The 25362-nt window shown below is 71.5% G+C and carries 21 protein-coding genes; 12 read left to right on the forward strand and 9 right to left on the reverse strand.

The window, feature by feature from the left end:
* Nucleotides 1-5: 5 nt before the first annotated feature.
* The 3 genes from IE267_RS00135 to IE267_RS00145 all read left to right on the forward strand — a co-directional run bounded on the left by IE267_RS00135 (nt 6) and on the right by IE267_RS00145 (nt 2773).
* Nucleotides 6-305 (forward strand): DUF8847 domain-containing protein, encoded by a 300-nt coding sequence (locus IE267_RS00135; RefSeq protein WP_167156968.1) that lies wholly within the window; start codon nt 6-8, stop codon nt 303-305.
* A gap of 100 nt (nt 306-405) precedes the next feature.
* Complete coding sequence (locus IE267_RS00140) at nt 406-1575, forward strand: C40 family peptidase (RefSeq protein WP_167156970.1); 1170 nt, start codon at nt 406-408, stop codon at nt 1573-1575.
* A 133-nt stretch (nt 1576-1708) separates the two neighbouring features.
* Nucleotides 1709-2773: an HNH endonuclease gene (locus IE267_RS00145; RefSeq protein ID WP_189761814.1), complete on the forward strand. Its 1065-nt coding sequence runs from the start codon at nt 1709-1711 to the stop codon at nt 2771-2773.
* 580 nt (nt 2774-3353) lie between these two features.
* Here IE267_RS00145 and IE267_RS00150 read toward each other — a convergent pair.
* From IE267_RS00150 to IE267_RS00170, 5 genes are read right to left on the reverse strand one after another with little or no spacing between them, the layout of a single operon-like run.
* Nucleotides 3354-4589: a styrene monooxygenase/indole monooxygenase family protein gene (locus tag IE267_RS00150; protein WP_189761815.1), complete on the reverse strand. Its 1236-nt coding sequence runs from the start codon at nt 4587-4589 to the stop codon at nt 3354-3356.
* Nucleotides 4590-4637: 48 nt separating this feature from the next.
* A complete protein-coding gene (locus IE267_RS00155) occupies nt 4638-5255 on the reverse strand; it encodes a GTP-binding protein (RefSeq protein WP_189761816.1) in 618 nt (205 codons plus the stop codon).
* Nucleotides 5236-5643: a DUF742 domain-containing protein gene (locus IE267_RS00160; protein WP_189761817.1), complete on the reverse strand. Its 408-nt coding sequence runs from the start codon at nt 5641-5643 to the stop codon at nt 5236-5238. Before IE267_RS00160 ends, IE267_RS00155 begins: the two co-directional genes overlap by 20 nt.
* Complete coding sequence (locus tag IE267_RS00165) at nt 5640-6158, reverse strand: roadblock/LC7 domain-containing protein (RefSeq protein WP_161255203.1); 519 nt, start codon at nt 6156-6158, stop codon at nt 5640-5642. The genes IE267_RS00160 and IE267_RS00165 overlap by 4 nt, the downstream gene beginning before the upstream one ends.
* The gene (locus IE267_RS00170; RefSeq protein ID WP_373304435.1) at nt 6155-8872 is read right to left on the reverse strand and encodes a sensor histidine kinase; all 2718 of its coding nucleotides are present in this window, start codon (nt 8870-8872) and stop codon (nt 6155-6157) included. Before IE267_RS00170 ends, IE267_RS00165 begins: the two co-directional genes overlap by 4 nt.
* 337 nt (nt 8873-9209) lie before the next feature.
* Between IE267_RS00170 and IE267_RS00175 the strand changes: the two genes are divergently transcribed.
* On the forward strand, nt 9210-9995 hold the full coding sequence (locus IE267_RS00175) for a hypothetical protein (RefSeq protein ID WP_167156979.1): 786 nt from the start codon (nt 9210-9212) through the stop codon (nt 9993-9995).
* A 51-nt stretch (nt 9996-10046) separates the two neighbouring features.
* Here the strand turns inward: IE267_RS00175 and IE267_RS00180 are convergent, their stop codons facing one another.
* A complete protein-coding gene (locus IE267_RS00180) occupies nt 10047-10499 on the reverse strand; it encodes a MarR family winged helix-turn-helix transcriptional regulator (RefSeq protein WP_100579617.1) in 453 nt (150 codons plus the stop codon).
* A 294-nt stretch (nt 10500-10793) separates the two neighbouring features.
* On the opposite strand from IE267_RS00180, the gene IE267_RS00185 reads away from it, so the two are divergent.
* Together IE267_RS00185 and IE267_RS00190 are read left to right on the forward strand one after the other, a co-directional pair.
* The gene (locus IE267_RS00185) at nt 10794-11627 is read left to right on the forward strand and encodes a lysozyme (protein WP_189761819.1); all 834 of its coding nucleotides are present in this window, start codon (nt 10794-10796) and stop codon (nt 11625-11627) included.
* Nucleotides 11628-11752: 125 nt separating this feature from the next.
* On the forward strand, nt 11753-12556 hold the full coding sequence (locus IE267_RS00190) for a trypsin-like serine peptidase (RefSeq protein ID WP_167156983.1): 804 nt from the start codon (nt 11753-11755) through the stop codon (nt 12554-12556).
* Nucleotides 12557-12592: 36 nt separating this feature from the next.
* Here IE267_RS00190 and lon read toward each other — a convergent pair whose 3' ends face one another.
* Complete coding sequence (gene lon / locus IE267_RS00195) at nt 12593-15007, reverse strand: endopeptidase La (RefSeq protein ID WP_189761820.1); 2415 nt, start codon at nt 15005-15007, stop codon at nt 12593-12595.
* A 189-nt stretch (nt 15008-15196) separates the two neighbouring features.
* Here lon and IE267_RS00200 point away from each other — a divergent pair, with 189 nt between their 5' ends.
* Both IE267_RS00200 and IE267_RS00205 read left to right on the forward strand, forming a co-directional pair.
* Nucleotides 15197-15874 (forward strand): GNAT family N-acetyltransferase, encoded by a 678-nt coding sequence (locus tag IE267_RS00200; RefSeq protein WP_229860538.1) that lies wholly within the window; start codon nt 15197-15199, stop codon nt 15872-15874.
* Nucleotides 15875-15929: 55 nt separating this feature from the next.
* On the forward strand, nt 15930-16958 hold the full coding sequence (locus IE267_RS00205; RefSeq protein ID WP_189761821.1) for a DUF3626 domain-containing protein: 1029 nt from the start codon (nt 15930-15932) through the stop codon (nt 16956-16958).
* Here the strand turns inward: IE267_RS00205 and IE267_RS00210 are convergent.
* On the reverse strand, nt 16942-17763 hold the full coding sequence (locus IE267_RS00210; protein WP_189761822.1) for a rhomboid-like protein: 822 nt from the start codon (nt 17761-17763) through the stop codon (nt 16942-16944). The genes IE267_RS00205 and IE267_RS00210 overlap by 17 nt on opposite strands.
* A 255-nt stretch (nt 17764-18018) precedes the next feature.
* Here IE267_RS00210 and IE267_RS00215 point away from each other — a divergent pair, with 255 nt between their 5' ends.
* The 4 genes from IE267_RS00215 (at nt 18019) to IE267_RS00230 (ending at nt 24801) form a co-directional block, all read left to right on the forward strand.
* The gene (locus tag IE267_RS00215) at nt 18019-18687 is read left to right on the forward strand and encodes a spermidine synthase family protein (protein ID WP_189761823.1); all 669 of its coding nucleotides are present in this window, start codon (nt 18019-18021) and stop codon (nt 18685-18687) included.
* 90 nt (nt 18688-18777) lie between these two features.
* Nucleotides 18778-19515, forward strand: coding sequence for a response regulator transcription factor (locus IE267_RS00220; protein ID WP_189761824.1), 738 nt, complete (start codon nt 18778-18780; stop codon nt 19513-19515).
* The gene (locus tag IE267_RS00225) at nt 19512-20702 is read left to right on the forward strand and encodes a HAMP domain-containing sensor histidine kinase (RefSeq protein WP_229860539.1); all 1191 of its coding nucleotides are present in this window, start codon (nt 19512-19514) and stop codon (nt 20700-20702) included. Before IE267_RS00220 ends, IE267_RS00225 begins: the two co-directional genes overlap by 4 nt.
* A gap of 280 nt (nt 20703-20982) precedes the next feature.
* Nucleotides 20983-24801: a multifunctional oxoglutarate decarboxylase/oxoglutarate dehydrogenase thiamine pyrophosphate-binding subunit/dihydrolipoyllysine-residue succinyltransferase subunit gene (locus tag IE267_RS00230; RefSeq protein WP_167156995.1), complete on the forward strand. Its 3819-nt coding sequence runs from the start codon at nt 20983-20985 to the stop codon at nt 24799-24801.
* 113 nt (nt 24802-24914) lie between these two features.
* On the opposite strand, the gene IE267_RS39350 is transcribed toward IE267_RS00230, so the two are convergent.
* Nucleotides 24915-25271, reverse strand: coding sequence for a DUF6191 domain-containing protein (locus IE267_RS39350; RefSeq protein ID WP_229860540.1), 357 nt, complete (start codon nt 25269-25271; stop codon nt 24915-24917).
* Nucleotides 25272-25362 lie beyond the last annotated feature (91 nt).

The following is a 25362-nucleotide window of genomic DNA, read 5'->3' on the forward strand; positions in this document are numbered from 1 at the left end:
GGGGGGTGCGAAGCGAGAACACCCTCTTTGTGGGCGGCCCCCTCGACGGGCGCGTCCTGCCGGTACTGACCGGCCCGACCGGCAAGCCACCGCAGTGGTACGAGGTGCCCGTGCCCGACGCGGAGGGCGGCCCGGCGACGGTGCACGCCTACCGTCTGGAGCCGGCCTCCCACACCAAGCGGCTCGGCCTTCCGCGCGGCTGGAAGTACACCTATGTGCCCGAGGGCCGCGAGCCGCGCCGCTGGCCGTGGACCAAGAAGGGTCCCGACGCAAGCCCCCGCACCGGGCAGCCGCCGCACGAGTGAGCCGAATCCCCCGTTCACTTCTCCCACCAGGATTGTCGCGCGAGCGCGTGCCACGATCCGGTGGGGCCGGACCGACCGGTTCCGGACCGGAGGTGAGCACATGTCAGCTCGTGTGCGCTCGGCGTGCGCGGTGGCCGTCGCCGCGGCCCTGGCGACGGCGGCGGTGGGTCCGCTCGCCGCCGCGGCTCCCCAGCCGCCCGGCGAGTCGTCGGCCGCGCTGCCCGGCGGGCCCCCCGAGGCATCGGCCCCCGCCCTCCTGAACCAGCTCCAGACGCTGTACCGGCAGACGGAGGAGGCGACCGAGGCGTACAAGACCACCGATGTCGAGCTGAAGCGCCGCGAGGGCGAGGACAAGAAGCTGACCGCCTCGCTGACCCAGGCCCGTACCGCGCTCGCGCGAAGCCGTGGCGACGCCGGACGTCTGGCCCGCGAGCAGTACCAGGGCCGCAGCGACCTCTCCACATACCTGCGCCTGTTGCTGGCCAGCGACCCGCAGAGCGCACTCGACCAGCGCCATGTCCTGGACCGCGCGGCCGGCGAACGGAAGGCCGCGCTCGACCGGCTGGCCGGCGGCGAGCGGCGGGCCGCCGAGCTCGCCCGGGCCTCGCGCCGGGCCCTCGACGAGCAGCAGGCCCTCGCCAAACAGCAGCAACAGGCCAAGGAGGACGTCGAGTTGCGCCTCAAGGAGGTCGAGAAGCTGCTCTCCGGCCTCTCCCCCGACCAGCTGGCCGAGCTCACCCGCCTGGAACAGCAGGGCACGGAGCGGGCCCAGCAGAGCCTGCTCGCCTCGGGCGCCCTGAGCGCGACCCGGGCCCCCTCCCCGGAGGGCGACCGGGCACTCACCTACGCCGTCGACCAGATCGGCAAGCCGTACGTGTGGGGCGCGGAGGGACCGGAGTCCTACGACTGCTCGGGGCTCACCTCACAGGCATGGGCCCACGCGGGCCGCTCGATCCCGCGCACCAGCCAGGAGCAGTGGGCCGAGCTCCCGCGCGTCCCGCTGAACTCGCTGCGCCCCGGCGACCTGGTGATCTACTTCCCCAAGGCCACCCATGTGGCGATGTACCTGGGCGACGGCCTGGTGGTGCAGGCGCCGCGCCCCGGCACCCGCGTCAAGGTCTCCCCCATCGCCGCGAACCCGCTGCTCGGCGCGGTCCGCCCGGACCCGACGGCGGGCTCGCTCTCCTCGTACCGCCCCCCGAGGCTGCCCGAGGGCGCCTCGGAGGGGACGGACACGGGGTACTCGACCGATGCCGAGCCCGCCAACTAGGCCTGAAGGAGTGCCACTTCGGCGAGGTAGGCGGCGGTCTTCTCGGGCTCGGAAACCCGCCGCCGCCCCTGCAAGTCTCCTGCCAGTGGCAGAGGCCGTAGGCGTTGTCAGTGCTCGGGCCTACGATCCTCTTATGCGAAAAGGAGTGATCACGCGAGAGTCTGTGCTCAAAGTCCTGGCGGAGCACGACGATTTGGGGCGTGATGCCTTCCTGGCGAAGTACGGCTTCGGGGAAGCGCGGTCTTACGTCTTGGTGCACAAGGGGCAGGAGTACGACTCCAAGGCCATTGCCGGGGTGGCCCACAAGTGGGATCAGGGGCGAGCTCTCGCTCGGGACGAGTTCAGCGGCGGCAAGGATCACGCCGCGGCGTGGCTCAAGCGAGTGGGCTTCCAGGTCAAGGCCATCAAGAACCCGGACTGGGCACGCGACGAGATCATCCTCGCCTGTCAGCTGGTGATGGCGAACAGCTGGAAGGGGCTGGACGCCGGCGACGCCCGGGTCGTGGAGCTGTCCGGTCTGCTTCAGTTGCTTCCCATCCACGCCGAGGCGGACCGTAACGAAAAGTTCCGCAACCCCAACGGCGTCGCTCGTAAGACGTTCGACATCGCTACTCGGCACCCGGAGTACCAGGGGAAGCCCACCAACGGCGGCGCACTAGATGTCGCGGTGCTGCACGAGTTCCTTGCCCGGCCGCAGGAGATGGCCGAGGCCGCGAGGTTGATCCGGCAAGGCATCGAGACCGGTAGCTTGCAGTCCTTCGCTCCGACTGAGGAAGAGGAGTTCGGCGACGACTTCAGCGCGCCGGAGGGGCGGCTACTCATGCGCTGGCACAGGGCGCGCGAACGGGACAAGGGCTTGCGCAAGAAGAAGATCACTTCCGTTCTCCAGCGTGGCGGACAGCTCGCTTGCGAGGCTTGCGGCTTCAACTTCGAGAACGTCTACGGGGACCGCGGGGCCGGGTACATCGAGTGCCATCACGTCCTTCCGCTCCACGTAGCCGGGGAAAGCCGCACCAAGCTCAGCGATCTCGCCCTCATCTGCGCCAACTGTCACCGCATGATCCACCGGCAGGCGCCATGGCCGACCCCCGAGGAGCTGCGTGCCTCGATTGAGCAGAAGCATGCAAACGACAGGCGCGCTGCCGCGGCTTTGTCACGACCGCGCAGGCCGACTGACGAGCAGATGCCGAACCCGTGAGCTGACATCCACTCCTGACATCAACGTCGTTGCACCACGGCAGACCTAGAGATCCTTGGACGGCAACCGCGGCCGAGTCCACCAGGGCGCTTAGGCAGCCCCGGCCGAACCCCTCAAGCGGGTGTCGGACCTACCGCCGGTGGCGGACGTACCAAGCCACGCCCAACACAACAATGATGGCAACCACGAAGGCCCACAGTGTCGTTACTGTGCTGCGCGAGGTGTAAATCAGAGCAAGCATGCTCAGACGGCTACCCGGCGCGGGCAGCCGTAGCCCATGCGCTTGCTCAAGCGGCCTGCTTCCACGGCTCCTCCTGCGATATGCAGTGAGGGTCTGACTGCGTGACAACCGCGACGCACACCCGCGAACTATCGTGGACGTCAGCGGACCATCAGCGCAGGTGACAGGCGCGGCAGTCCAAGGGCAGAGAGCGTCCCCAGTTGCTTCGGGCGCCGCTACAGAGAAGGGCCCTCCATGCGACCGCGAGCGAGTTCTGGGCCGTCTGTGGGCCGTCCTAAGGCGGCCCACAGCGACCGATGACAGCCATCAACGACGGCTGGACCGCTGGTCAGAAGCGAGTCAGGCTCCCGCGACCGAAGCCAGGTAGGCGGCGGTCTTCTCGGGCTCGTAGAAGAAGTTCTCGAAGTCGGCCGGGTCGTTGAAGCCGTTGGCGAAGCGGTCGGCGGCCGGCTGGAGCTCGCCGGCCGCGCCGATCAGGTTCAGGACGTGCTCCGGCGGCACCCCCAGCATGGCGTTGGTCCACTTCGTCACGTGCTGGGCGGTGTCCCAGTACCGGTCGAAGGCCGACCGCATCCACGCCTCGTCGAACTCCTTCTCGCCGTGCTCGACGATCGAGGAGAGGTACGAAGCGGCGCACTTGGAGGCCGAGTTGGAGCCCTGGCCGGTGATCGGGTCGTTCGCCACGACCACGTCGCCGACGCCGAGCACCAGGCCGCCGCCGGGCAGTCGGCCGACGGGGTTGCGCACGGTCGGGGCGTAGCGGCCGGCCAACGTGCCGCCCGCGTCGGTCAGTTCGACCTTGGTGGCCCGGGCGTACTCCCAGGGCAGGAACTTCTCCATCAGCTCCAGCGTGAGCGCGAGGTGGTCGTTCGGGTCCTTCACGCCGTGGAAGACGTCCAACGGGCCGCCGGGCACTCCCTCCCAGAACAGGATGTCGGCGCGGCCGGAGACGGTCAGGGTCGGCATGACGAACAGCTCGCCCACGCCGGGCACCAGATTGCAGCGCACCGCGTCGAACTCGGGGTGCTCGGGGCGCGGGCCGAGGCCGTGCACGTACGACACCGCGAGCGCGCGCTGCGGCTCGGTGTGCGGGGAGCGCGAGGCGTCGCGGCCGAACATCGAGACGAGCTCGCCCTTGCCCGCGGAGACCAGCACCAGGTCGTAGGTGCGCGCGAAGAAGTCGAGGTCGGAGACAGCCGCCCCGTGGATGACGAGCTGACCGCCGCGCTGCGCGAAGGTCTCCATCCAGCCGGCCATCTTGACCCGCTGGTCCACGGACTGCGCATAGCCGTCCAGCTTGCCCACCCAGTCGATGGCTCGGGAGGAGTCGGGCGCCGCGACCGAGACGCCCACGCCCTCGATCCGCGGGGCCTGGGACTCCCAGAAGTTCAGCGACAGGTCGCGCTCGTGCTGGAGCGCGGTGTGGAACATGCACTGCGTCGACATGACCCGGCCGGACCGGATCTCGTCCGCCGTGCGGTTCGACATCAGGGTGACCTCGTACCCCTGCGCCTGCAGTCCGAGGGCCAGCTGAAGACCGGACTGGCCGGCTCCGACTATGAGTATTCTCCGCATGCGGGACCGTTCTCCGTTGTGTGCGTTGCGTGCCGTGGGGGGCGGCGTCTATTCGGGGCAGGCTTCCAGGGCGTGGGCCACCAGCCCGAGCAGGGAGTCGATGACCGAGAGCCGGTCACGCGCGTCCATGATCACCACCGGGATGTGCGGCGGCACGGTGAGCGCCTCGCGCACGTCCTCGGCATCGAAGGACTCGGTGCCCTCGAAGTGGTTGACGGCCACGATGTACGGAATGCCGCAGCTCTCGAAGTAGTCGAGCGCGGGGAAGCAGTCCGTCAGACGCCGGGTGTCGGCGAGCACGATCGCGCCGATCGCCCCGCGCACGATGTCGTCCCACATGAACCAGAACCGCTGCTGCCCGGGCGTGCCGAACACGTACAGGACGAGGTCGTCGTCGAGCGTGATGCGGCCGAAGTCCATGGCGACCGTCGTGGTCAGTTTCTCCGGCGTCGCCGACAGGTCGTCGGTCGCCTCGCTGGCCCGGGTCATCACCGCCTCGGTCTGCAGCGGGGTGATCTCGGAGACCGCCGACACGAAGGTGGTCTTGCCCACGCCGAAGCCGCCCGCGACCACGACCTTGGTCGCGATGGGGGCCCGGCTGCGGTCCTGCTGCCAGGGCAGCAACTCCTCGTCGGGGACGAGGAGTTCAGAGACGGCGGAGTCCACTGAGCACCCTTTCGAGCAGTGCGCGGTTGGGCCGGCCCGAGCCGTGCCCGGTCCCGTACACACGGATTCTTCCCTGGTCGGCCAGGTCGCTGAGCAGCACCCGGACCACACCGAGGGGCATCTTGAGGAGGGCGGAGATCTCGGCGACGGTGCGCATCGCGCGGCAGATCTCCACGATGGCCAGCATCTCCGGCATGACCCGTTGGCTGCGCCCGCCGAGCTCCTTGCGCTCGGGCGGCGCCTCGATGGCCGCGACGAACGTCTCGACGAACAGCACGTGGCCGAACCGGGTGCGGCCTCCGGTCAGCGAGTAGGGGCGGACCCGGGCGGGCTTCCTGTCCGCGCCGCGTATCGGGAGCCGCGCGGATTTCTCGGCGGGCGGGTTCACTGGACGGCCTCCATCGACTGGCGCAGCGCGCTGCGGACTTCGGGGGTCAGAACGTGTCCTGCACGGCCCACGAAGAGCGCCATGTGGTAGGCGACGACGCTCATGTCGCAGTCCGGGGTGGCGTGCACGCCGAGCAGCGAGCCGTCGCTGATGGACATGACGAAGACGCTGCCCTCCTCCATCGCGACCATCGTCTGCTTGACGCCGCCGCCCTCCATGAGGCGGGCGGCCCCGATGGTGAGGCTGCCGATGCCGGAGACGATGGTGGCGAGGTCGGCGCTGGAGCCGCGCGGGCCCTGCCGGGCGACGGTGACCTGGCGCTGCTCGGGGTCGGACGAGAGCAGCAGCAGTCCGTCGGAGGAGACGACCGCGACGGAGTGGATCCCGGGCACCTCCTCGACGAGGTTGCCCAGCAGCCACTGGAGATTGCGGGCCTCGGTGCTCGCTCCGATGGTGCCGGTGCCGGACGCCGCGCTGCCGGGCCTGCCGATACCGGTGGTGCCGGTCGCACTCATCTGCGTACCTCCTCGACTGTCTCCCCCGTGTCCGTGTCTGCCTGCTGATCGGTCTCTTCGAGTTCCGCCGCCACATCGCGCCGGCCCTCGGTCGCGCCCTTCTGGAATCCGCCGAGCCTGCGGCGCAGTGCCTCCGCGGCGTCGGTGCCTCCCTTGCGCTCCTGTACCCCGCCTGTCCCGGCCTGCACGACCTTCGGGGTCCGCTTGGGAAGGCCCTTGTCGGTCAGGCGCTGAGCGGGCTCGCCCTCGGGAACCGGGTCGGGCTCGGCCTCCGGGTCGGGCACGGACGCGGGTGCGGGGGCGGACGCGGGTAGGGGCGCGGGGGCGGCCGTCGGCGCGGGTGCGGGTGCGGACTCCGGCGCGTCCCCCGGCCCGGGTGCGGACTCCGGCGCGGGCCGCGGTGCGGCGTGCTCGGGTCCGAGGGCTTCGGTCCGGGGCTCGGGCAGCCGCATCTCGAAGGTCGGCTGGTCCAGAGGGAGTTCGCCGTCCGCGACGGGCTCCGCGGGCTCCACAGGCCTCGTCGGCGGCGCGGGCTCGGGGGCGGCGGGCCTCATGACCTCGCCCGAGCGTTCCGTGCGCTCCGGCAGCACATTGGAATTGGCCTCGGCGAGGACGCCCGGCAGCGTGAAGCGCGGGGCCTCGCCGGCCGACGGCACCAGATGCGGGGCCGCCACCGGCGGGGTGGTCGGCAGGATCGCCCCGGGCAGCACCACGACCGCCGCGACGCCGCCCTGCTTCTGCTCGCGCAGCTCGATGCGTACGCCGTGCCGGTGCGCGAGCAGCGCCGAGACGTGCAGGCCGAGGCCGCCCGCCTCGGTGCCGGGCTCGCCGGGTTCGTACGAGGCGGGGTCGGCGAGGCGGCGGTTCAGCTCGGCGCGGCGCTCGGGGGGCACGCCGATGCCCTCGTCCTGGACCGAGAGCATGATCTCGCCGCTCTCCAACTCCCAGCCGGAGAGCTGCACTTGGGCCTCGGGGGGCGAGAAGGAGGTGGCGTTCTCCAGGAGCTCGGCGACCAGGTGGCTCAGATCGTCGGCGGCGAAGCCGGCGACCTGGGCGTGCGGCGGCAGGGCCTGGATGACGACCCGCTCGTACCGCTCGATCTCGCTGACGGCGGCCCGCATCACATCGACCAGCGGGACCGGGCCCGGGTGGTTGTGGTGGTGCTCGGTACCCGCGAGGACCAGGAGGTTCTCGCCGTGGCGCCGGATGACGGTGGCCAGGTGGTCGAGCTTGAACAGGACGCCGAGCTGGTCCGGGTCCTGCTCGCGCTCCTCCAGGCCTTCGATGACGGTCAGCTGACGCTCGATCAGACCGAGACTGCGCAGCCCCAGGTTGACGAAGGCGTGCTTGACCGTGCCCTCGGCGCGCTCCAGCTGGGCCGTCAACTCACGTACCTGAAGGCGCAATTCATCCTTCTCGGCGGCCAGACGGGCGAGCCGGCGGCGCTGCTTGCCGAGGTCCTGGTCGAGTTCGGCGACCCGGGAGTGCTGCTCGACGAACTTGGTGTGCAGCTCGTTGAGGGACCGTACGACCTGGGCGAACTCGTCGTTGCGGCCGGTGAAGCGCACCGGCTCCTCGGTCTCGGGCGCCTCGGCGAGCCGGGCCGACCCGCGCCGCAGCACGGCGAGCGGGCGGGTCAGGCTGCGGGCGGTGGCGGCCGAGACGCCGATGGCGAGCAGCAGCAGCGCGCCGATGAGACCGATCCGGATCTCCAGTGCGCTGACGTCGTCGTCGCGCAGCTGCTCGAACTGCTTGACCTGCGCGGTGGCGAGGGCGGCTTCGGCGCCGCGCATGCGGTCGATCCGCGCGGAGAGGGCCGCGCCCACCGCGTCGGGGTCGGACCTGCGCTCGGAGGCGCTGAGCTGGGGCTGGTCGGTGAGCCGGGTGAGGAAGCCGTCGGCGGCCTCCACCTCGGGCCCGGTGACGGTGCTGGTGAAGCGGTCACGGGCGTCCGCGGCGGCGGCCTGGTCGAAGTCGGCGAGCGCGGACTGCTCGCGCACGCGGGCCTGCTGGGCGGCGCCGCTCAGGGCGTCCCGCCTGCGGGCCGCGTCCCCGTCGTTCTCCTTCGACACGTACTTGCCGCTGACGGGGTCGAACACCCGGGAGGTCGAGCCCGCCGGCACCGAGAGCGCGCCGAGCAGCAGCCCCCGGGTGGCCGAGGCCTGTTCCACCGCCCGCCCGAGCGCACCCGGCGCCCGGGTGGCCTCGGCGGCGCGCGGGGGTGTCCGGTCGGCGAGCTCGTCGGCGACGGAGAGCAGCGTGGCGATCACGTCGGAGTACGACTTCTGCGCCTCAAGGGCCGTGCCCTTGCCGGTGAGCGCGGTGCGGCGCAGGGCCGGCACGGTGGCGAGGTCGCGCGTGAGGCCCGCGGGGGCGGTGGCACGGAGTTCGTCGATCTGCCGGTCGACGCGCGCGGCGGGCTCCTTGAGGGCCGCGTCCTTGCCGCTGGGCCGGCCGGCGGCGACGTAGCTCGTGACGCCGTCGCGCTCGTCACCGAGGGCGTGGGCGAGGCTGATCGCCTGCTGGTCCAACTGGGCCAGGGTGACCAGGTGCTGGGAGTCCTTGAGGTCCGCGGAGGCCGCGAACAGGGTGGGCGCACCGGCTCCGAGCACGGTGAGGGAGACAACGGCGACGGAGACGACCAGGCGGCTCCGCACCCGAACGGTGCGTTGTGCGCGTGTGCCGTCGTTGCCCCGAGGCCGCTTGTTCTGCACCGGTGCTCTCAATCTTCACTCGTGTTTGCCAGTCCACCAAGGAAGCCAAGGTGACGACTGGTCATGACGAGTAGTCACTGCTCGGCCACCTGAACGAGTGAACATCACTTCGGAGTTGACCATCAACTTCCCCGGAACGCCCGGCCCCGCTCTGCCGCGACGCCGGTTGGAACTTCCGCACGGCCTTTGGCAGGATGCCCGCCCACAGCTCGGCGGAGTGGCGGATTCCTCCCGGGATTATGCGGTTCGGCCCCCGTCCGGGGCCAACTGACGGGGTGTCCGGCGGCTCTGCCGGTGCCATGGAGGCGCCGTGGAGGGCTCGTGCAGACTGGCCGGCATGCGCATTCAGCTGACCACCGTGCCCGGAGACCCCGCCCGCCCCAACGAGGACTGGGCGGCCACCGCACTGCCCGCTTCGGGCCTGGGCGGGCTGCTCGTGGTCCTGGACGGGGTGACGCCACTGCCGGGCAACGGCGACTGCGTGCACGACGTGCCCTGGTTCACCGCGCGGCTCGGCGGCGCGCTGACCGAACTGTCGGCTTCACGGCGGGATATGACGCTGACGGAGATCCTGGCGGAATCCATTCGGCGCACCGCGGACACCCACCGCGACACGTGTGACCTTTCTCACCCGCGCACGCCTCAGGCAACCGTGGTGCTCGCGCGGTGGGACGCGGCGGACCTGGAGTACCTGGTCCTGTCGGACTCGGCGCTGCTCGTCGAGTCGGCCGACGGCTCGGTGCGGGCGGTCCTGGACGACCGGCTCGACCGGGTGCCGCGGGCCTCGCTGGTCAGCGACGCGGTCGCGGACGCGACGGTCCGCAACAAGGAGGGCGGTTTCTTTACGGCGGCCGCGGACCCGTCGGTGGCCGCCCGCGCGGTGACCGGCCGCGAGCCCCTCGCCTCCGTGCGGTCGGTGCTCGCCCTGACGGACGGGGCGACCCGCTGGGTCGAGAAGTTCCGCGAGGGCTCGTGGGCGGACTGCGTGGCGCTGGTCCGCAAGGCGGGGCCGGACGGACTGGTCGAGCGGGTGCGGGAGTTGGAGAGGGGGGACGTGGAGCGGGTGTTCCTGGGGCGGAGCAAGCGGCACGACGATGCGACGGTGGTGGCGGTGGGGTTCTAGTCCCCCACCCCGCGGCGGCCCCTGGGGGCTTGCCCGCGCCCGGCCCCGGCCCTAGCTCTCCGCCGCCGCGTTCAGCTGGTGCAACAGGCGGGCCAGTTCGGAGATCTCCAGGCGGTCCCAGTTGGCCAGGCGGCGGACGTAACTCTCGCGGCGGGCGTCACGGACCCGGCCGAACCGTGCCGTGCCCTCGGGGGTGATGCGGACGAGGGAGGCGCGGCCGTCCGCCGGGTCCGGCTCCCGGGCGACCAGGCCGAGGTCCTCCAGGGCGTGCAGCTGGCGGCTCATCGTCGCCTTGCCGACGCCGAAGTACCCGGCGAGCTCGGTGGCCCGCTGCGGGCCGGCCTCGTCGAGGCGCACCAGCAGGCCGTACGCCGCCGGTTCGAGATCGGGGTGCACCTCGCGGGCCATCTCGCCGGACGAGGCCCTGGCCCGCCGCAGGAAGACGGCCAGCTCGCGTTCGAGCGCGAGGAACTCCTGGTCCGGACCGTGCACATCGGCTCCCATGCCGTAGGTGTGTCGTGACGGCACAGTATTTCCCAGTGGGCTGTGTGCCCGGCATCCCGGATGGCGCCGGGAGCGGTCCCGGCTGAAAGTTTCCGCCAGGCCACGCCGTTCCCGCAGCGTGTCGTCACCACCACAGGTCTGAACCAACGGCATAGCCTGAAGGCCCTTTCCCGCCACCGGTCTACGTGCGTAGCGTCATCCCTGGCATCCCTGACATGTCCACAGCGAGACGTCGCCGTCATGTCGACCAGGACGTCATCTCCCCACCCCCACACAGCCTTTCGGAGGCACGCAATGCCCGTGCACAGATCCGGAACGGCCCGCCGCGGTCCCCTCGCCGCGGCCGGGATCCTCCTCTCCTCCCTCGCCCTCGTCCTCGGCTTCACCAGTACGTCGAGCGCCGCCGACATCCCCGCGCGCGGCTCCGCGACCCTGGGCATGGGCGTCGCCGAGCACGACGGGGTGGGCGGGCTGCCCCGTGACGTCCGCGCCGTTCAGGCCGCGCAGACAGAGGGTGTCGACACCAGCAGCCACAACGGCAACGTCGCCTGGCCCACCCTGTGGAACAGCGGCGTGAAGTGGGCCTACGTCAAGGCCACCGAGGGCACGTACTACACCAACCCCAACTTCGCCCAGCAGTACAACGGCTCGTACGACGTCGGCATGATCCGCGGCGCCTACCACTTCGCGACCCCGGACACGACGGGCGGCGCCGCCCAGGCCGACTACTTCGTGGACCACGGCGGCGGCTGGTCGCGCGACGGCAGGACCCTGCCGGGCGCGCTCGACATCGAGTGGAACCCGTACGGCGCGGCCTGCTACGGCAAGTCGGCGGCCGGCATGGTCAGCTGGATCGGCGACTTCCTCGACCAGTACCGGGCCCGTACCGGCCGGGACGCAGTCATCTACACCGCGACCAGCTGGTGGACCCAGTGCACCGGCAACTCGGCCGCATTCGGCGCGAGCAACCCGCTCTGGATCGCCCGATACAACACCGACCCCGGCACCCTGCCGGCCGGCTGGGGCTACCAGACGATGTGGCAGTACACCTCTTCCGGCCCCACGGTCGGCGACCACTCCCGGTTCAACGGGGCGTACGACCGCCTCCAGGCGCTCGCCAACGGCTGACGACACCCGCGCGCACCCGAAGGGCCCCCGGCACTGCGTGGCCGGGGGCCCTTTGCGCACCCGTACGGAGCACCCGTCGCACACGTGACCCCGTCCCGCGCGCCGCATGAGTAAGGATGGGAGGCATGCGCAGGTTGGGAGCGGTGTGCCGGGTGGTTGCCCTGATCACGGTCGTCACGGTCGGCGGCGCGGGCTGCGGCTGGTCCGCGGCGTCCTCGCCGCAGTCCGAGCGGACGCCGGGCGAGGCCGCGGCCCCGCCGCCGGGCACCCAGAGCAGCGCGGTACCGGCCGGGAGGGTCTCCTCGGTCGGCGTCCTCGTGAACGGCGACGACCACTCCTGCACCGCGAGCGTGGTCGCCAGCCCGCACGGCAACGTCGTCGCCACCGCCGCGCACTGCGCGACCGGGCTTCCGCTGGACACCCTGGAGTTCGCGCCGGGCTTCTCCGGGGCGGCCACGGGCACGTTCCCGTACGGGAAGTGGAAGGTGCGGGCGGTGCAGGTCGACGACCGGTGGACCGAGGACCACGAGGACGCTGCGGACTACGCCTTCCTCACGGTGGAGCCGGACACGAAGGGCCGCAACGTGCAGAGCGTGGTCGGCGCCTCGACGCCCGAGTGGGGCGCGGGCCCCGACCAGCGCGCCACCGTCGTCGGCTATCCGGACCCGGACCACAACCCCGACAACCGACCGGTCATGTGCACCACCGACGTACGCCAGGACCCCGACGAGCCCGCCATGATGCGGATGGAGTGCGGCGGGTTCTGGGTCGGGACCAGCGGCAGCCCCTGGCTCATCGACTACCGGGGGCCCGACCGGCTCGGCCGGATCATCGGCGTCCTGAGCGGCGGCGACACGGACGTGGAGTCGACGGCGGCCCTGTTCGACGCGAAGGCCCGCTCGGTGTACGAGCGGGCCACCCGGGCATAGCCCGGGGCCGGGGCGGTAACCCCCGGCCCCGGTGTCTCACGCGGCCGCGGCGACCGCGACCTCCGCCGGGGCGAGGGCGATCTCCAGGACCTGGCGGACGTCCGTGACGGGGTGGACCTCCAGCTTGGCCAGGACCTCGGCCGGGACGTCGTCCAGGTCCGCCTCGTTCCGCTTGGGGATCACCACGGTCGTGATCCCGGCCCGGTGCGCGGCGAGCAGCTTCTGCTTGAGGCCGCCGATCGGCAGCACCCGGCCGGTCAGCGACACCTCACCCGTCATCGCCACGTCGGTGCGGACCTGCCGTCCCGAGAGCAGCGAGGACAGCGCGGTCACCAGCGTGATGCCGGCGCTCGGACCGTCCTTGGGGACCGCGCCCGCCGGGAAGTGGACGTGCACGCCCCGGTCCTTCAGGTCCCCGACGGGAAGCTCCAGCTCGGCCCCGTGCGAGCGCAGGAAGCTCAGCGCGATCTGCGCCGACTCCTTCATCACGTCGCCGAGCTGGCCCGTGAGGGTCAGACCGGCGGCACCCGTCTCCGGGTCCGCGAGGGAGGCCTCCACGAACAGGACGTCGCCGCCCGCCCCGGTGACCGCGAGGCCGGTGGCCACGCCGGGCACCGCGGTGCGCCGCTCGGCCGGGTCCTGGGCGGACTCGGGCACGTGGTGCGGGCGCCCGATCAGCTTGCGCAGATCGTCGGGGGCGATGGTGAACGGCAGCTCCTGGTCGCCCAGTTCGTGCTGGGCCGCGACCTTGCGCAGCAGCCGGGCGATCGCGCGCTCCAGGTTCCGCACGCCCGCCTCGCGGGTGTACTCCCCCGCGAGCTTGCGCAGGGACGCGTCCTCCAGGACGACCTCACCGGCCTCCAGACCGGCCCGCTCCAGCTGGCGCGGCAGCAGGTGGTCGCGCGCGATGACGACCTTCTCGTCCTCGGTGTAGCCGTCGAGGCGGACCAGCTCCATGCGGTCGAGCAGGGCCTCGGGGATGGCTTCGAGGACGTTGGCCGTGGCGAGGAACACCACGTCGCTCAGGTCGAGCTCGACCTCCAGGTAGTGGTCGCGGAACGTGTGGTTCTGCGCCGGGTCGAGCACTTCGAGCAGGGCCGCGGCCGGGTCGCCCCGGAAGTCGGAGCCCACCTTGTCGATCTCGTCGAGCAGGACGACCGGGTTCATCGACCCGGCCTCCTTGATGGCCCGGACGATCCGGCCGGGCAGGGCGCCGACGTAGGTGCGGCGGTGGCCGCGGATCTCGGCCTCGTCGCGTACGCCGCCGAGCGCGACCCGGACGAACTTGCGGCCCATGGCGTGCGCGACGGACTCGCCGAGCGAGGTCTTGCCGACGCCGGGCGGGCCCACGAGCGCGAGCACGGCGCCGCCGCGGCGGCCGCCCACGACCCCGAGCCCCCGGTCGGCGCGGCGCTTGCGCACCGCGAGGTACTCGGTGATGCGCTCCTTCACGTCCTTGAGCCCGGAGTGCTCGGCGTCGAGGATCTCCCGGGCGCCCCGGATGTCGTAGACGTCCTCGGTGCTCTCGTTCCAGGGCAGTTCGAGGACGGTGTCGAGCCAGGTGCGGATCCAGGAGCCCTCGGGCGACTGGTCGCTGGACCGCTCCAGCTTGTCGACCTCCTTGAGGGCGGCCTCGCGGACCTTCTCGGGCAGGTCGGCGGCCTCGACGCGGGCGCGGTAGTCGTCGCTCTCGTCCTCGTCGCCGCCCTCGCCGTTGAGCTCGCGCAGTTCCTTGCGCACGGCGTCCAGCTGGCGGCGCAGCAGGAACTCGCGCTGCTGCTTGTCCACGCCTTCCTGGACGTCCTTGGCGATGGACTCGGCGACGTCCTGCTCGGCGAGGTGCTCGCGGAGCAGCTCGGTGGCGAGCTTGAGGCGGGCCACCGGGTCGGCCGTCTCCAGGAGCTCGACCTTCTGGGCCGTGGTGAGGAACGGCGAGTAGCCGGAGTTGTCGGCGAGCGCGGAAACGCCCTCGATCTGCTGGACGCGGTCCACGACCTGCCAGGCCCCGCGCTTCTTCAGCCAGTCGGTGGCGAGTGCCTTGTACTCCTTGACCAGTTCGGTCACCTGGCCCGGCAGGGGCTCGGGAAGGGTCTCCTCGACCCGGGTGCCCTCCACCCACAGGGCCGCGCCGGGCCCGGTGGTGCCGGCGCCGATGCGCACGCGGTGGCGGCCCCGGATGAGGGCGCCGGGGTCGCCGTCGGACAGTCGGCCGACCTGCTCGACGGTCCCGAGCACACCGGTCCCGGCGTACGTCCCGTCGATCCGCGGCACGAGCAGCACCTGCGGCTTCTCCGCATCGGACCGGGCGGCGGCCTGTGCCGCCTCGACGGCGGCCCGCACCTCGGTGTCGGACAGGTCCAGCGGAACGACCATGCCGGGCAGCACGACCTCGTCGTCGAGCGGCAGCACGGGCAGGGCGGTCGGTGTGTACGCCGTGGACTCGGTAGCCATGATCTCCCCTTCGGCAGTCAAGTTGAGCTATGCCGACTCAATGCATGTGAGTCGAGGAATGTTCCCCGAGCCGTGTTCGCTCTGAGCGATCACTCGGCACCACCCCCGTGACCTGGGTCGCGGGACAAACGCATGCCTCCCCTTGTAAGGTTCCGTCAGCCACTTCACCTATTACCACCGGGGGCGGACATGACATCGACGGCGATGGCGGCAGCGACGAAGGACCCGGCCCGGACGGCCGCCCTGGTACGGGCCTGGATCGACGGCTGGGTCGTGTCGCGCGGAACCTCCGACCCGATGGACCGCCCCTGGGGCTGGACCATCGACGCCGGACAGGCCCACCACGTGTCCCGGCACGTACTGCCCGACCCCGCCGAGACCGACGTCCGCGCGCTCGTAGCCGCCACGAGCGCGCCCGGCACCTGGCTGAAGCTCTTCGCGGACGACGACACCGTCCGGCCCTGGCTCGGCGCGGGCTGGGAGTTCGACAAGCCCGGCTACCTGATGACGGTCCCGCTCACCGCCGAACGTCCCGAGGTGCCGGCCGGCTACACCCTCACGTCGTGGACTCGGGGCGGTGTGACCCGCGTCCTCGTCCGCACCGACGAGGGCCACTTCGCGGCCCGCGGCCAGATCGCGCCGACCGGTCCGACCGCCGTCGCCGACCAGATCGAGACCTCCGGCGACCACCGGCGCCGGGGTCTTGGCAGCCTGGTGATGCGGACCCTGCAGAACACCGCCCACGAGGCGGGCGCCGGCACCGGAATCCTGGTCGGCACCCCCGAGGGCCGCGCCCTCTACACCGCCCTGGGCTGGGAGACCCGCTCCCCCATGGCGAGCCTGGTCCGCAAGCCGTCGGTGGGCTGACCGCCGCCGGAAAACCCGGGGCGGGCGCCCGGCCCGCTCACCTACATTCGGCCGCATGAGGCTCACCCGCGCCCAGAGCGCCGCGCTCGCCCATGTCCGCACCACCGCACGGTCGGCCGCCTCCCGGGCCGGAAGCCGGCTCGGCGACACGGATGCCCGGGCGCTCACCTCCCACGTCATGGAGCGGGCGCGGATCACCCTCAACTTCCACCCCGACCGGCCGCGCCCCACCGACGGGCGCACGGTCGCCGAGGCGCTCGCGGTGGACGCGGTCTACCGGAGCCAGTACGAGACGGGCCTGTCCAACGGCGGTCGTACGGCCTTCCCCGGCGGTGCCCGGGACGAGTGGGAGCGGGACCTGTTCGGCGGCGCGTACCACGCCGAGGGCGTGCGGCCCGAGGAGCGGCCCAAGTACGGGGCGCTCAACCTGCTCGGCCACGCGGACGGCGCCGCGCCCCGCTTCGGCGCCTGCCATGTGCGGCTGCGCGCCGAGGTGAACCGGCGGGCCACCTTCTGCCACGGTGACAGCCACCTCGGGCCGAAGGACGTGGGGACCGCCGACGCCTTCTGGTGCGTCCTGGCGGCACTCGCGGAAGACGGGACCGACGTGCTCGGGGTGCCTTCCGGGGCGCACGGGCGGGTCCTCGACGGCTATGTCGAGGCCCAGGTGCACGGCCCGGTCGTCCTCACCCGGGACGCGGAGGCGATCGTGCTCGACCCGTCGTTCCGGGGCACCGCGACCGCCCGGCTGCTGGCGTCGACCGGGGTGCCGATCGAGTGGCACGCCGGGTTCGTGCTCGCGCCGCACGAGGTGGACGCCGAGTTCCGCGGGCCCGCGATGCCTGCGCTGGCCGCGCGCGTCTGCCGCGCCTACGCGGCCGACGGCCTGCTGCGCGCCGAGACGCTGGGCCATGCCGCCGCGTCCGTCGTACGGGAGCCGCGGGCCTGGGCCGAGTTCGGCAGCGGGGACGAGGTGCTCCAGTACGTCAAGCAGCTGTGGCACGTGCTGGCCCGGTTCGGGCGACCGGACGACCGGGCCGGTGAGTGGGCGCACGAGCACGCCGGGGTCAGCCCGACGGCGTGAGCCGCACCCGCCGTACCGCCGGCCAGCAGGCGATGCCCACCAGGAGGGCCACCGGATGGCCCCAGGCCGCCAACGGTTCGGCCATCTCCAGGAGGTCCTGGAGCAGCAGGGCGCCGACGACGGCCAGGGCGGCCCAGCGCAGGAGCGGGGCGAGCAGCCCCGCGAGGGCGCCGACCGTGGCCATCAGGCCGAAGCTGATGCCGTAGTCCAGGCGGTGCAGCGAGCTCGCGGGAAGGTGGCCCGCCAGGACCGAGACCGCCACCGGAAGCTCGGTGGCCAGGGTCGCCACGACATGGCCGAGCAGGAAGACACCGGCCGTGCGCCAGCCGCCGATCCGCCGCTCAAGGGCGGCCAGCACGAAGAGGAACACCATCGCGTACGGAGAGGCGATGCCGCCGGCTATCCACAGCGCGCTCGCGAAGATCGCCAGGACCGGTGCCGTGGACAGGTGCGCCACATCGGTGCTCGACCCGCGCAGCAGCGCGCTCACCGTGTGCGGATCGCCGTACTCGCTGTAGAGCGAGGTCGCCAGGAGCAGCACCGCGTAGCCGACGGCGAACGGGATCGTGGCGGGCGAGGGGAGCAGCCTCAGCGTCCGGGCGAGTCCGCCGCGCGTTCCGGCGCCCGGCGACCGCAGCGGCTCCGGACCGGTGGCCGCCACAGCGGCATCGGAAGGGGACGGCTCCGCGGGCTCGGGCCAGGGCCGCTGGGGCGGGATCGCGTCCAGCGCGGGACCGGCGGCGGTGACGACGGCGGGCAGCGGTGGAGACGACGCGGCCGACTGCCGGGTTTCGAGCGGGTGCACCGGGAGAGGCCCCTTCCCCGGGACACCGTGTACGCGCCCCGAATCAAGCCACGCCCGCGATCCCCGGCCGTGTTCCGTTCTCGCTTACCTGCCTTACAACGGCTCACCTTCCGTGATCGTCTCCGGGCCCGTCTATGGCGTGCGCCACATCGGACAACCTTTGACACATCCTGAGCGTCCGGGGCGCGCCACGCCAGCCGTACGGGACCTTCAACTCGCGTGCGCGGCGCGGTCGGACACGGCATCCTCACGGGCATGGACGACATCGCCACCCTCGACCGGCGGCAGGGACCGCACGGAGAAGTCGTGCTGCGGCAGCGCGGCGCGCATTTCGAGATCATCGCCAACGGGTGCTTCCTCATGGACACGTCCGACGGCCGCTCGGAACGCCTGCTCGTCGATGCGGCGTACGACACACTTTTGCCAGGCACCCCAGACCCTTCGGTTCTCATCGGCGGGCTCGGAGTCGGCTTCTCCCTCGCACATGCGGCGCAGGACCCCCGCTGGGGCCACATCACCGTGCTGGAGCGGGAGGAGGCCATCATCGACTGGCACCGCACGGGCCCGCTCGGCGCCGTTTCCGGCCCGGCTCTGTCCGATTCGCGTACCCGGATCATCCAGGCGGATCTGGTCGATTACGTACGGACCGCCCAGGACACCTTCGACGCGCTCTGCCTCGACATCGACAACGGGCCCGACTGGACGGTCACCGAGGGCAACGACGGACTGTACTCACCGGCCGGACTCGCCGACTGCGCACGGCGGTTGAGACCCGGCGGAGTGCTTGCCGTGTGGTCCGCACAGCCGTCCCACGCCTTCGAGCAGGCGCTCCGGAATGCCGGATTCACTGGGGTACATACCAAAGAGATCCGAGTTGCCCGGGGCGTCCCTGACGTGGTCCATCTCGGTGTTCGCCCTGCGTAGCCGAGATACGGAAAGTGCCTCTAGTCTCTGAGCGACACAGGGGATCACCCCACGGATCCCCGGGCGAGCACAGTCAGGGCGGGGCAACCGATGGAGCAGACACACACCGGCCACAACGGCGTCGCGGCGACACCCGGCGCCCAGCGCAGGGTGCTGGTCGTCGAGGACGACACGACGATCGTCGACGCCATCGCGGCCCGTCTGCGGGCCGAGGGCTTTCAGGTCCAGACGTCCCTCGACGGCCCCGCGGCCGTCGACACGGCCGAGGCCTGGCAACCGGACCTCATGGTCCTCGACATCATGCTGCCGGGCTTCGACGGCCTGGAGGTCTGCCGCCGGGTCCAGGCCCGCCGGCCCGTGCCGGTCCTCATGCTGACGGCCCGCGACGACGAGACCGACATGCTGGTCGGGCTCGGCGTCGGCGCGGACGACTACATGACCAAGCCGTTCTCGATGCGCGAGCTCGCGGCCCGGGTGCACGTCCTGCTGCGCCGGGTGGAGCGTGCCGCGCTGGCCGCCACCACACCGCGCACGGGCATACTCCGGCTCGGCGAGCTGGAGATCGACCACGCGCAGCGCCGGGTACGGGTGCGCGGCGAGGACGTCCACCTCACGCCGACCGAGTTCGACCTGCTGAGCTGCCTGGCGAACACGCCGCGCGCCGTCCTGTCGCGCGAGCAGTTGCTCGCCGAGGTCTGGGACTGGGCCGACGCCTCCGGCACCCGGACCGTGGACAGCCACATCAAGGCGCTGCGCCGCAAGATCGGCGCCGAGCGGATCCGCACGGTCCACGGCGTGGGTTACGCGCTGGAGACCCCGGCGCCATGAGCCGGGCCGGAGACCGGGCCCGGCAGCTGCGCGGCAGCGGCGAGCGGCCCGGCTGGGACGAGCCCGCCAGACGCGGCGGATGGGCCAGGGCCCGGCGCGGACTGCGCGGCCGGATAGCGGCCGGGCTGCGGTCGGTGTCGATATCGATCAAGACCAAGCTCGGCACGCTCGTCGTGGTCTCCGTGTTCATCACCACAGGGCTGCTCATGGTGGCCCTGCAGACCCGCACCGAGCTCCGCTTCATCACCGTCTTCTCGGTGATAGCGACCCTGCTGATCACCCAGTTCGTCGCGCACGGGCTCACGGCCCCGCTGGACGAGATGAACACGGTCGCCCGTGCCATCTCGCACGGCGACTACACGCGCCGGGTGCGCGGCGCCGACCGGCGCGACGAGCTGGGCGACCTCGCCGGCACCATCAACCGCATGGCCGACGACCTGGAGGCCGTGGACCGGCACCGCAAGGAACTCGTGGCGAATGTCTCCCACGAGCTGCGCACGCCCATCGCGGCGCTGCGCGCGGTCCTGGAGAACGTGGTGGACGGGGTCTCCGCCGCCGACCCGGAGACGATGCGCACGGCCCTCAAGCAGACCGAGCGCCTGGGCCGCCTGGTCGAGACCCTTCTCGACCTGTCCCGCCTGGACAACGGCGTGGTGACGCTGCGCGCCCACCGCTTCGAGGTGTGGCCGTATCTGTCGGGCGTCCTCAAGGAGGCCAATCTGGCCGCCGCCCAGCGCAAGCTGTCCTCCGGCTCGGGCAACCACCAGCGCACCGACGTCCATCTGCACCTGGACGTGTCACCGCCCGAGCTGACCGCGCACGCGGACGCGGAGCGACTGCACCAGGTCGTGGCGAATCTCATCGACAACGCCGTCAAGCACTCCCCGCCGCACGGCCGCGTGACGGTCCGGGCCCGGCGCGGCCCCCAGCCCGAGTCGCTCGACCTGGAGGTCCTGGACGAGGGGCCCGGAATACCGCAGTCGGAGTGGCACCGGGTCTTCGAACGGTTCAACCGCGGCACCGCGACCGCCCCGCACGGCCCCGGCAGCGACGGCGGCACGGGGCTCGGCCTCGCCATCGCGCGCTGGGCGGTGGATCTTCACGGTGGCCGGATCGGCGTGGCCGAATCGACGCGCGGATGCCGGATCCAGGTCACCCTCCCGGGCATTCCCCGCCAGCAAAGTTGACGTAAAGTTCGAACCGGAAGCAGCCGTTCTGCGTGGTCATCAGCGGAAGCGGTCGTTCAGGGTGCGGGCCAGGGGGCCGTAGCCGCACTGTCGCGTACCCGGAGCGGCCCGCACAGGAGCGGAACCACGCTTGTTTCCCGCCATTTCACGCCCCGAAACCAGGGTTCCGGTGTGACTTACGCGACTGTGGCAAGCCCGGCCTGCACGTCCACGCCGGCAAGGCGTAGCCTTTATTTCCGCTGTCCATCACCTTGTGAAGCGGAAGAGGGCGGTTACCGCCGTGTCGTCTCAGTCCCCCAGTAATTCGAGCGTCTCGACCGACCAAGACGGGCAGGGCAAGAACCCTGCGGCCGGCTTTGGTGCCAATGAGTGGCTTGTCGACGAGATCTATCAGCAGTACCTCCAGGACCCCAATTCGGTCGACCGTGCCTGGTGGGACTTCTTCGCCGACTACAAGCCGGGTGCCACCGGCACGGCGGACAACCCTGTTCAGGGTGCTCCCACCGCGGCCCCGGTGGCCCCGGCAGCCGCGCCTGCCGCTGCTGCTCCGGCCGCTCCCGCGGCTCCGGCCCAGGCCGCCCCGGCACCCGCGGCGCCGGCCACCCCGGCCGCCGCACCGGCGCCGGTGAAGGCCGCGGCTCCGGCCGCCGCCCCGGCTCCCGCTCCGGCGAAGCCCGCGGCCGCCGCCGCGCCCGCCAAGCCCGCCGCCGCTCCGGCGACCGAGGCCCCGGCCGGTCCCGAGTACGTGACGCTGCGCGGTCCCTCCGCCGCGGTCGCCAAGAACATGAACGCCTCCCTTGAGGTGCCCACGGCCACGTCCGTGCGCGCCGTCCCGGTGAAGCTGCTGTTCGACAACCGCATCGTCATCAACAACCACCTCAAGCGCGCCCGGGGCGGGAAGGTCTCCTTCACCCACCTCATCGGGTACGCGATGGTGCAGGCCATCAAGGCCATGCCGTCGATGAACCACTCGTTCGTCGAGAAGGACGGCAAGCCGACCCTGGTCAAGCCGGACCACGTGAACTTCGGTCTGGCCATCGACCTGGTGAAGCCCAACGGCGACCGCCAGCTCGTCGTCGCCGGCATCAAGAAGGCCGAGACGCTCAACTTCTTCGAGTTCTGGCAGGCCTACGAGGACATCGTCCGCCGGGCCCGGAACAACAAGCTGACGATGGACGACTTCACCGGCGTCACCGTCTCGCTGACCAACCCCGGCGGCCTCGGCACCGTGCACTCCGTGCCGCGTCTGATGCCCGGCCAGTCGGTCATCATGGGCGTCGGCTCGATGGACTACCCGGCCGAGTTCCAGGGCACCTCGCAGGACACCCTGAACAAGCTGGGCATCTCGAAGGTGATGACCCTCACCTCGACGTACGACCACCGGGTCATCCAGGGCGCGGCCTCCGGCGAGTTCCTGCGGATCGTCGCCAACCTGCTGCTCGGCGACAGCGAGTTCTACGACGACATCTTCGAGGCGCTGCGCATCCCCTACGAGCCGGTCCGCTGGCTCAAGGACATCGACGCCTCGCACGACGACGACGTCACGAAGGCCGCCCGCGTCTTCGAGCTGATCCACTCCTACCGGGTCCGCGGCCACGTCATGGCCGACACCGACCCGCTGGAGTACCGCCAGCGCAAGCACCCCGACCTGGACATCACCGAGCACGGCCTCACCCTGTGGGACCTGGAGCGGGAGTTCGCGGTCGGCGGCTTCGCCGGCAAGTCCCTGATGAAGCTGCGCGACGTCCTCGGCGTCCTGCGCGACTCGTACTGCCGCACCACCGGCATCGAGTTCATGCACATCCAGGACCCCAAGCAGCGCAAGTGGATCCAGGACCGCGTCGAGCGCTCGCACTCCAAGCCGGAGCGCGAGGAGCAGTTGCGCATCCTGCGCCGCCTGAACGCGGCCGAGGCGTTCGAGACGTTCCTGCAGACCAAGTACGTCGGCCAGAAGCGCTTCTCGCTTGAGGGCGGCGAGTCGGTCATCCCGCTGCTCGACGCCGTCATCGACAGCGCCGCCGAGTCGCGCCTGGACGAGGTCGTCATCGGCATGGCCCACCGCGGCCGGCTGAACGTCCTGGCCAACATCGTCGGCAAGTCGTACGCGCAGATCTTCCGCGAGTTCGAGGGCAACCTCGACCCGAAGTCGATGCACGGCTCCGGCGACGTGAAGTACCACCTGGGCGCCTCCGGCACCTTCACCGGCCTGGACGGCGAGCAGATCAAGGTCTCGCTCGTCGCGAACCCCTCGCACCTGGAGGCGGTCGACCCGGTCCTGGAGGGTGTCGCCCGCGCCAAGCAGGACGTCATCAACAAGGGCGGCACGGACTTCACGGTCCTGCCCGTCGCCCTGCACGGTGACGCGGCCTTCGCCGGCCAGGGTGTCGTCGCCGAGACCCTGAACATGTCGCAGCTGCGCGGCTACCGCACCGGCGGCACGGTCCACATCGTCATCAACAACCAGGTCGGCTTCACCGCCGCCCCGGAGTCGTCGCGCTCCTCCATGTACGCCACCGACGTGGCCCGCATGATCGAGGCGCCGATCATCCACGTGAACGGCGACGACCCGGAGGCCGTGGTCCGCGTCGCGCGGCTCGCCTTCGAGTTCCGCCAGACGTTCAACAAGGACGTCGTGATCGACCTCATCTGCTACCGCCGTCGCGGTCACAACGAGGGCGACAACCCGCAGTTCACCAACCCGCAGATGTACAACCTGATCGACAAGAAGCGCTCGGTGCGCAAGCTCTACACCGAGTCGCTCATCGGTCGCGGCGACATCACCCTGGAAGAGGCCGAGCAGGCCCTGCAGGACTTCCAGGGGCAGCTGGAGAAGGTGTTCGCGGAGGTCCGCGAGGCCACCTCGGCGCCGGGCGAGATCCACTCGACCGACGCGCAGGCCCAGTTCCCGGTCGCGGTGTCGACGGCGGTCTCCCAGGAGGTCGTCAAGCGCATCGCCGAGTCGCAGGTGAACATCCCCGACCGGATCACCGTGCACCCGCGTCTGATGCCGCAGATGCTGCGCCGCGCCGCCTCCGTCGAGGACGGCACGATCGACTGGGGCATGGGCGAGACCCTGGCCATCGGCTCGCTGCTCATCGAGGGCGTCCCGGTCCGGCTCTCCGGCCAGGACACCCGCCGCGGCACCTTCGGCCAGCGCCACGCGGTCCTGGTCGACCAGGTCACGGGCGAGGACTACACCCCGCTCATGTACCTGTCCGAGGACCAGGCGCGTTACAACGTCTACGACTCGCTGCTCTCCGAGTACGCGGCGATGGGCTTCGAGTACGGCTACTCGTTGGCCCGTCCCGAGTCCCTGGTGATGTGGGAGGCGCAGTTCGGCGACTTCGTCAACGGCGCCCAGACGGTCGTGGACGAGTTCATCTCCTCGGCCGAGCAGAAGTGGGGCCAGACCTCCGGCGTCACGCTGCTCCTGCCGCACGGCTACGAGGGCCAGGGCCCGGACCACTCGTCCGCCCGCCCGGAGCGCTTCCTCCAGATGTGCGCGCAGAACAACATGACGGTCGCCATGCCGACGCTGCCGTCGAACTACTTCCACCTGCTGCGCTGGCAGGTCCACAACCCGCACCACAAGCCGCTCATCGTCTTCACCCCGAAGTCGATGCTGCGTCTGAAGGCGGCGGCGTCGAAGGCCGAGGAGTTCACCAACGGCGGTTTCCGCCCGGTGATCGGCGACGAGCACGTGGACGCCAACGCGGTCCGCAAGGTCGTCTTCTGCGCGGGCAAGGTCTACTACGACCTGGCCGCCGAGCGCGACAAGCGCGGCGCGACGGACACCGCGATCATCCGCATCGAGCGCCTGTACCCGCTGCCGGGTGCCGAGCTCCAGGCGGAGATCGCCAAGTTCCCGAACGCCGAGAAGTACCTGTGGGCCCAGGAGGAGCCGGCGAACCAGGGTGCCTGGCCGTTCATCGCGCTCAACCTGATCGACCACCTGGACCTGGCCGTCGGCGCGGACGTGCCGCACGGCGAGCGCCTGCGCCGCATCTCGCGGCCGCACGGCTCGTCCCCGGCGGTGGGCTCGAAGAAGCGCCACGAGCAGGAGCAGGAGCAGCTGGTGAACGAGGTCTTCGAGGCCTAGCACCGGCGGGTCGGCGACCGGTCACGACCGGTCGCCGACGGCTGTACGCACGCCGAAGGGCCCGGCATCCCGTGGAATCGGGATGCCGGGCCCTTCGGTATGGACAGGCGTGCTCAGCGCGCGCCGTCGTGATCGTCGGGGGCGCCGGGGTCGTCGCGGGCCACGGGAGCGTGAGGATCGGGACCGGGGCCGTCGTGCCCAGCGGGACCGCCAGGGTCTGCGGGGCTTGCAGGGCTTGTGGGGCCTACGGGACCGTCACCGTCCGGTGCCACGGCGTCCTCATGGGTGGGCCCGGCACCCCCGCTCGGGGACGGGGACACCCGTATGACCACGCTGCCGCTGGCCAGGTCTATCGGGCCACGGCCGGGATCGGAGTCGCCGACCTCGTCGAGGGTGATCTCCTGACGCCGGCGCTCCTCTTCCGTGTGCCGCCGCCCGGGCGCGAAAATCTCGCCGAGCCCACCGAACATCCGAAGCCACCTCCGTCAGCCGTCCCGTACTCGCACAACGCTGTGCGGGCCCTGTCAGATCCCGATCATGACGACCGGATCCGCCGGCCGC

Origin of the sequence: Streptomyces xanthochromogenes (assembly GCF_014650455.1) — a bacterium.
Classification (GTDB): domain Bacteria; phylum Actinomycetota; class Actinomycetes; order Streptomycetales; family Streptomycetaceae; genus Streptomyces; species Streptomyces xanthochromogenes.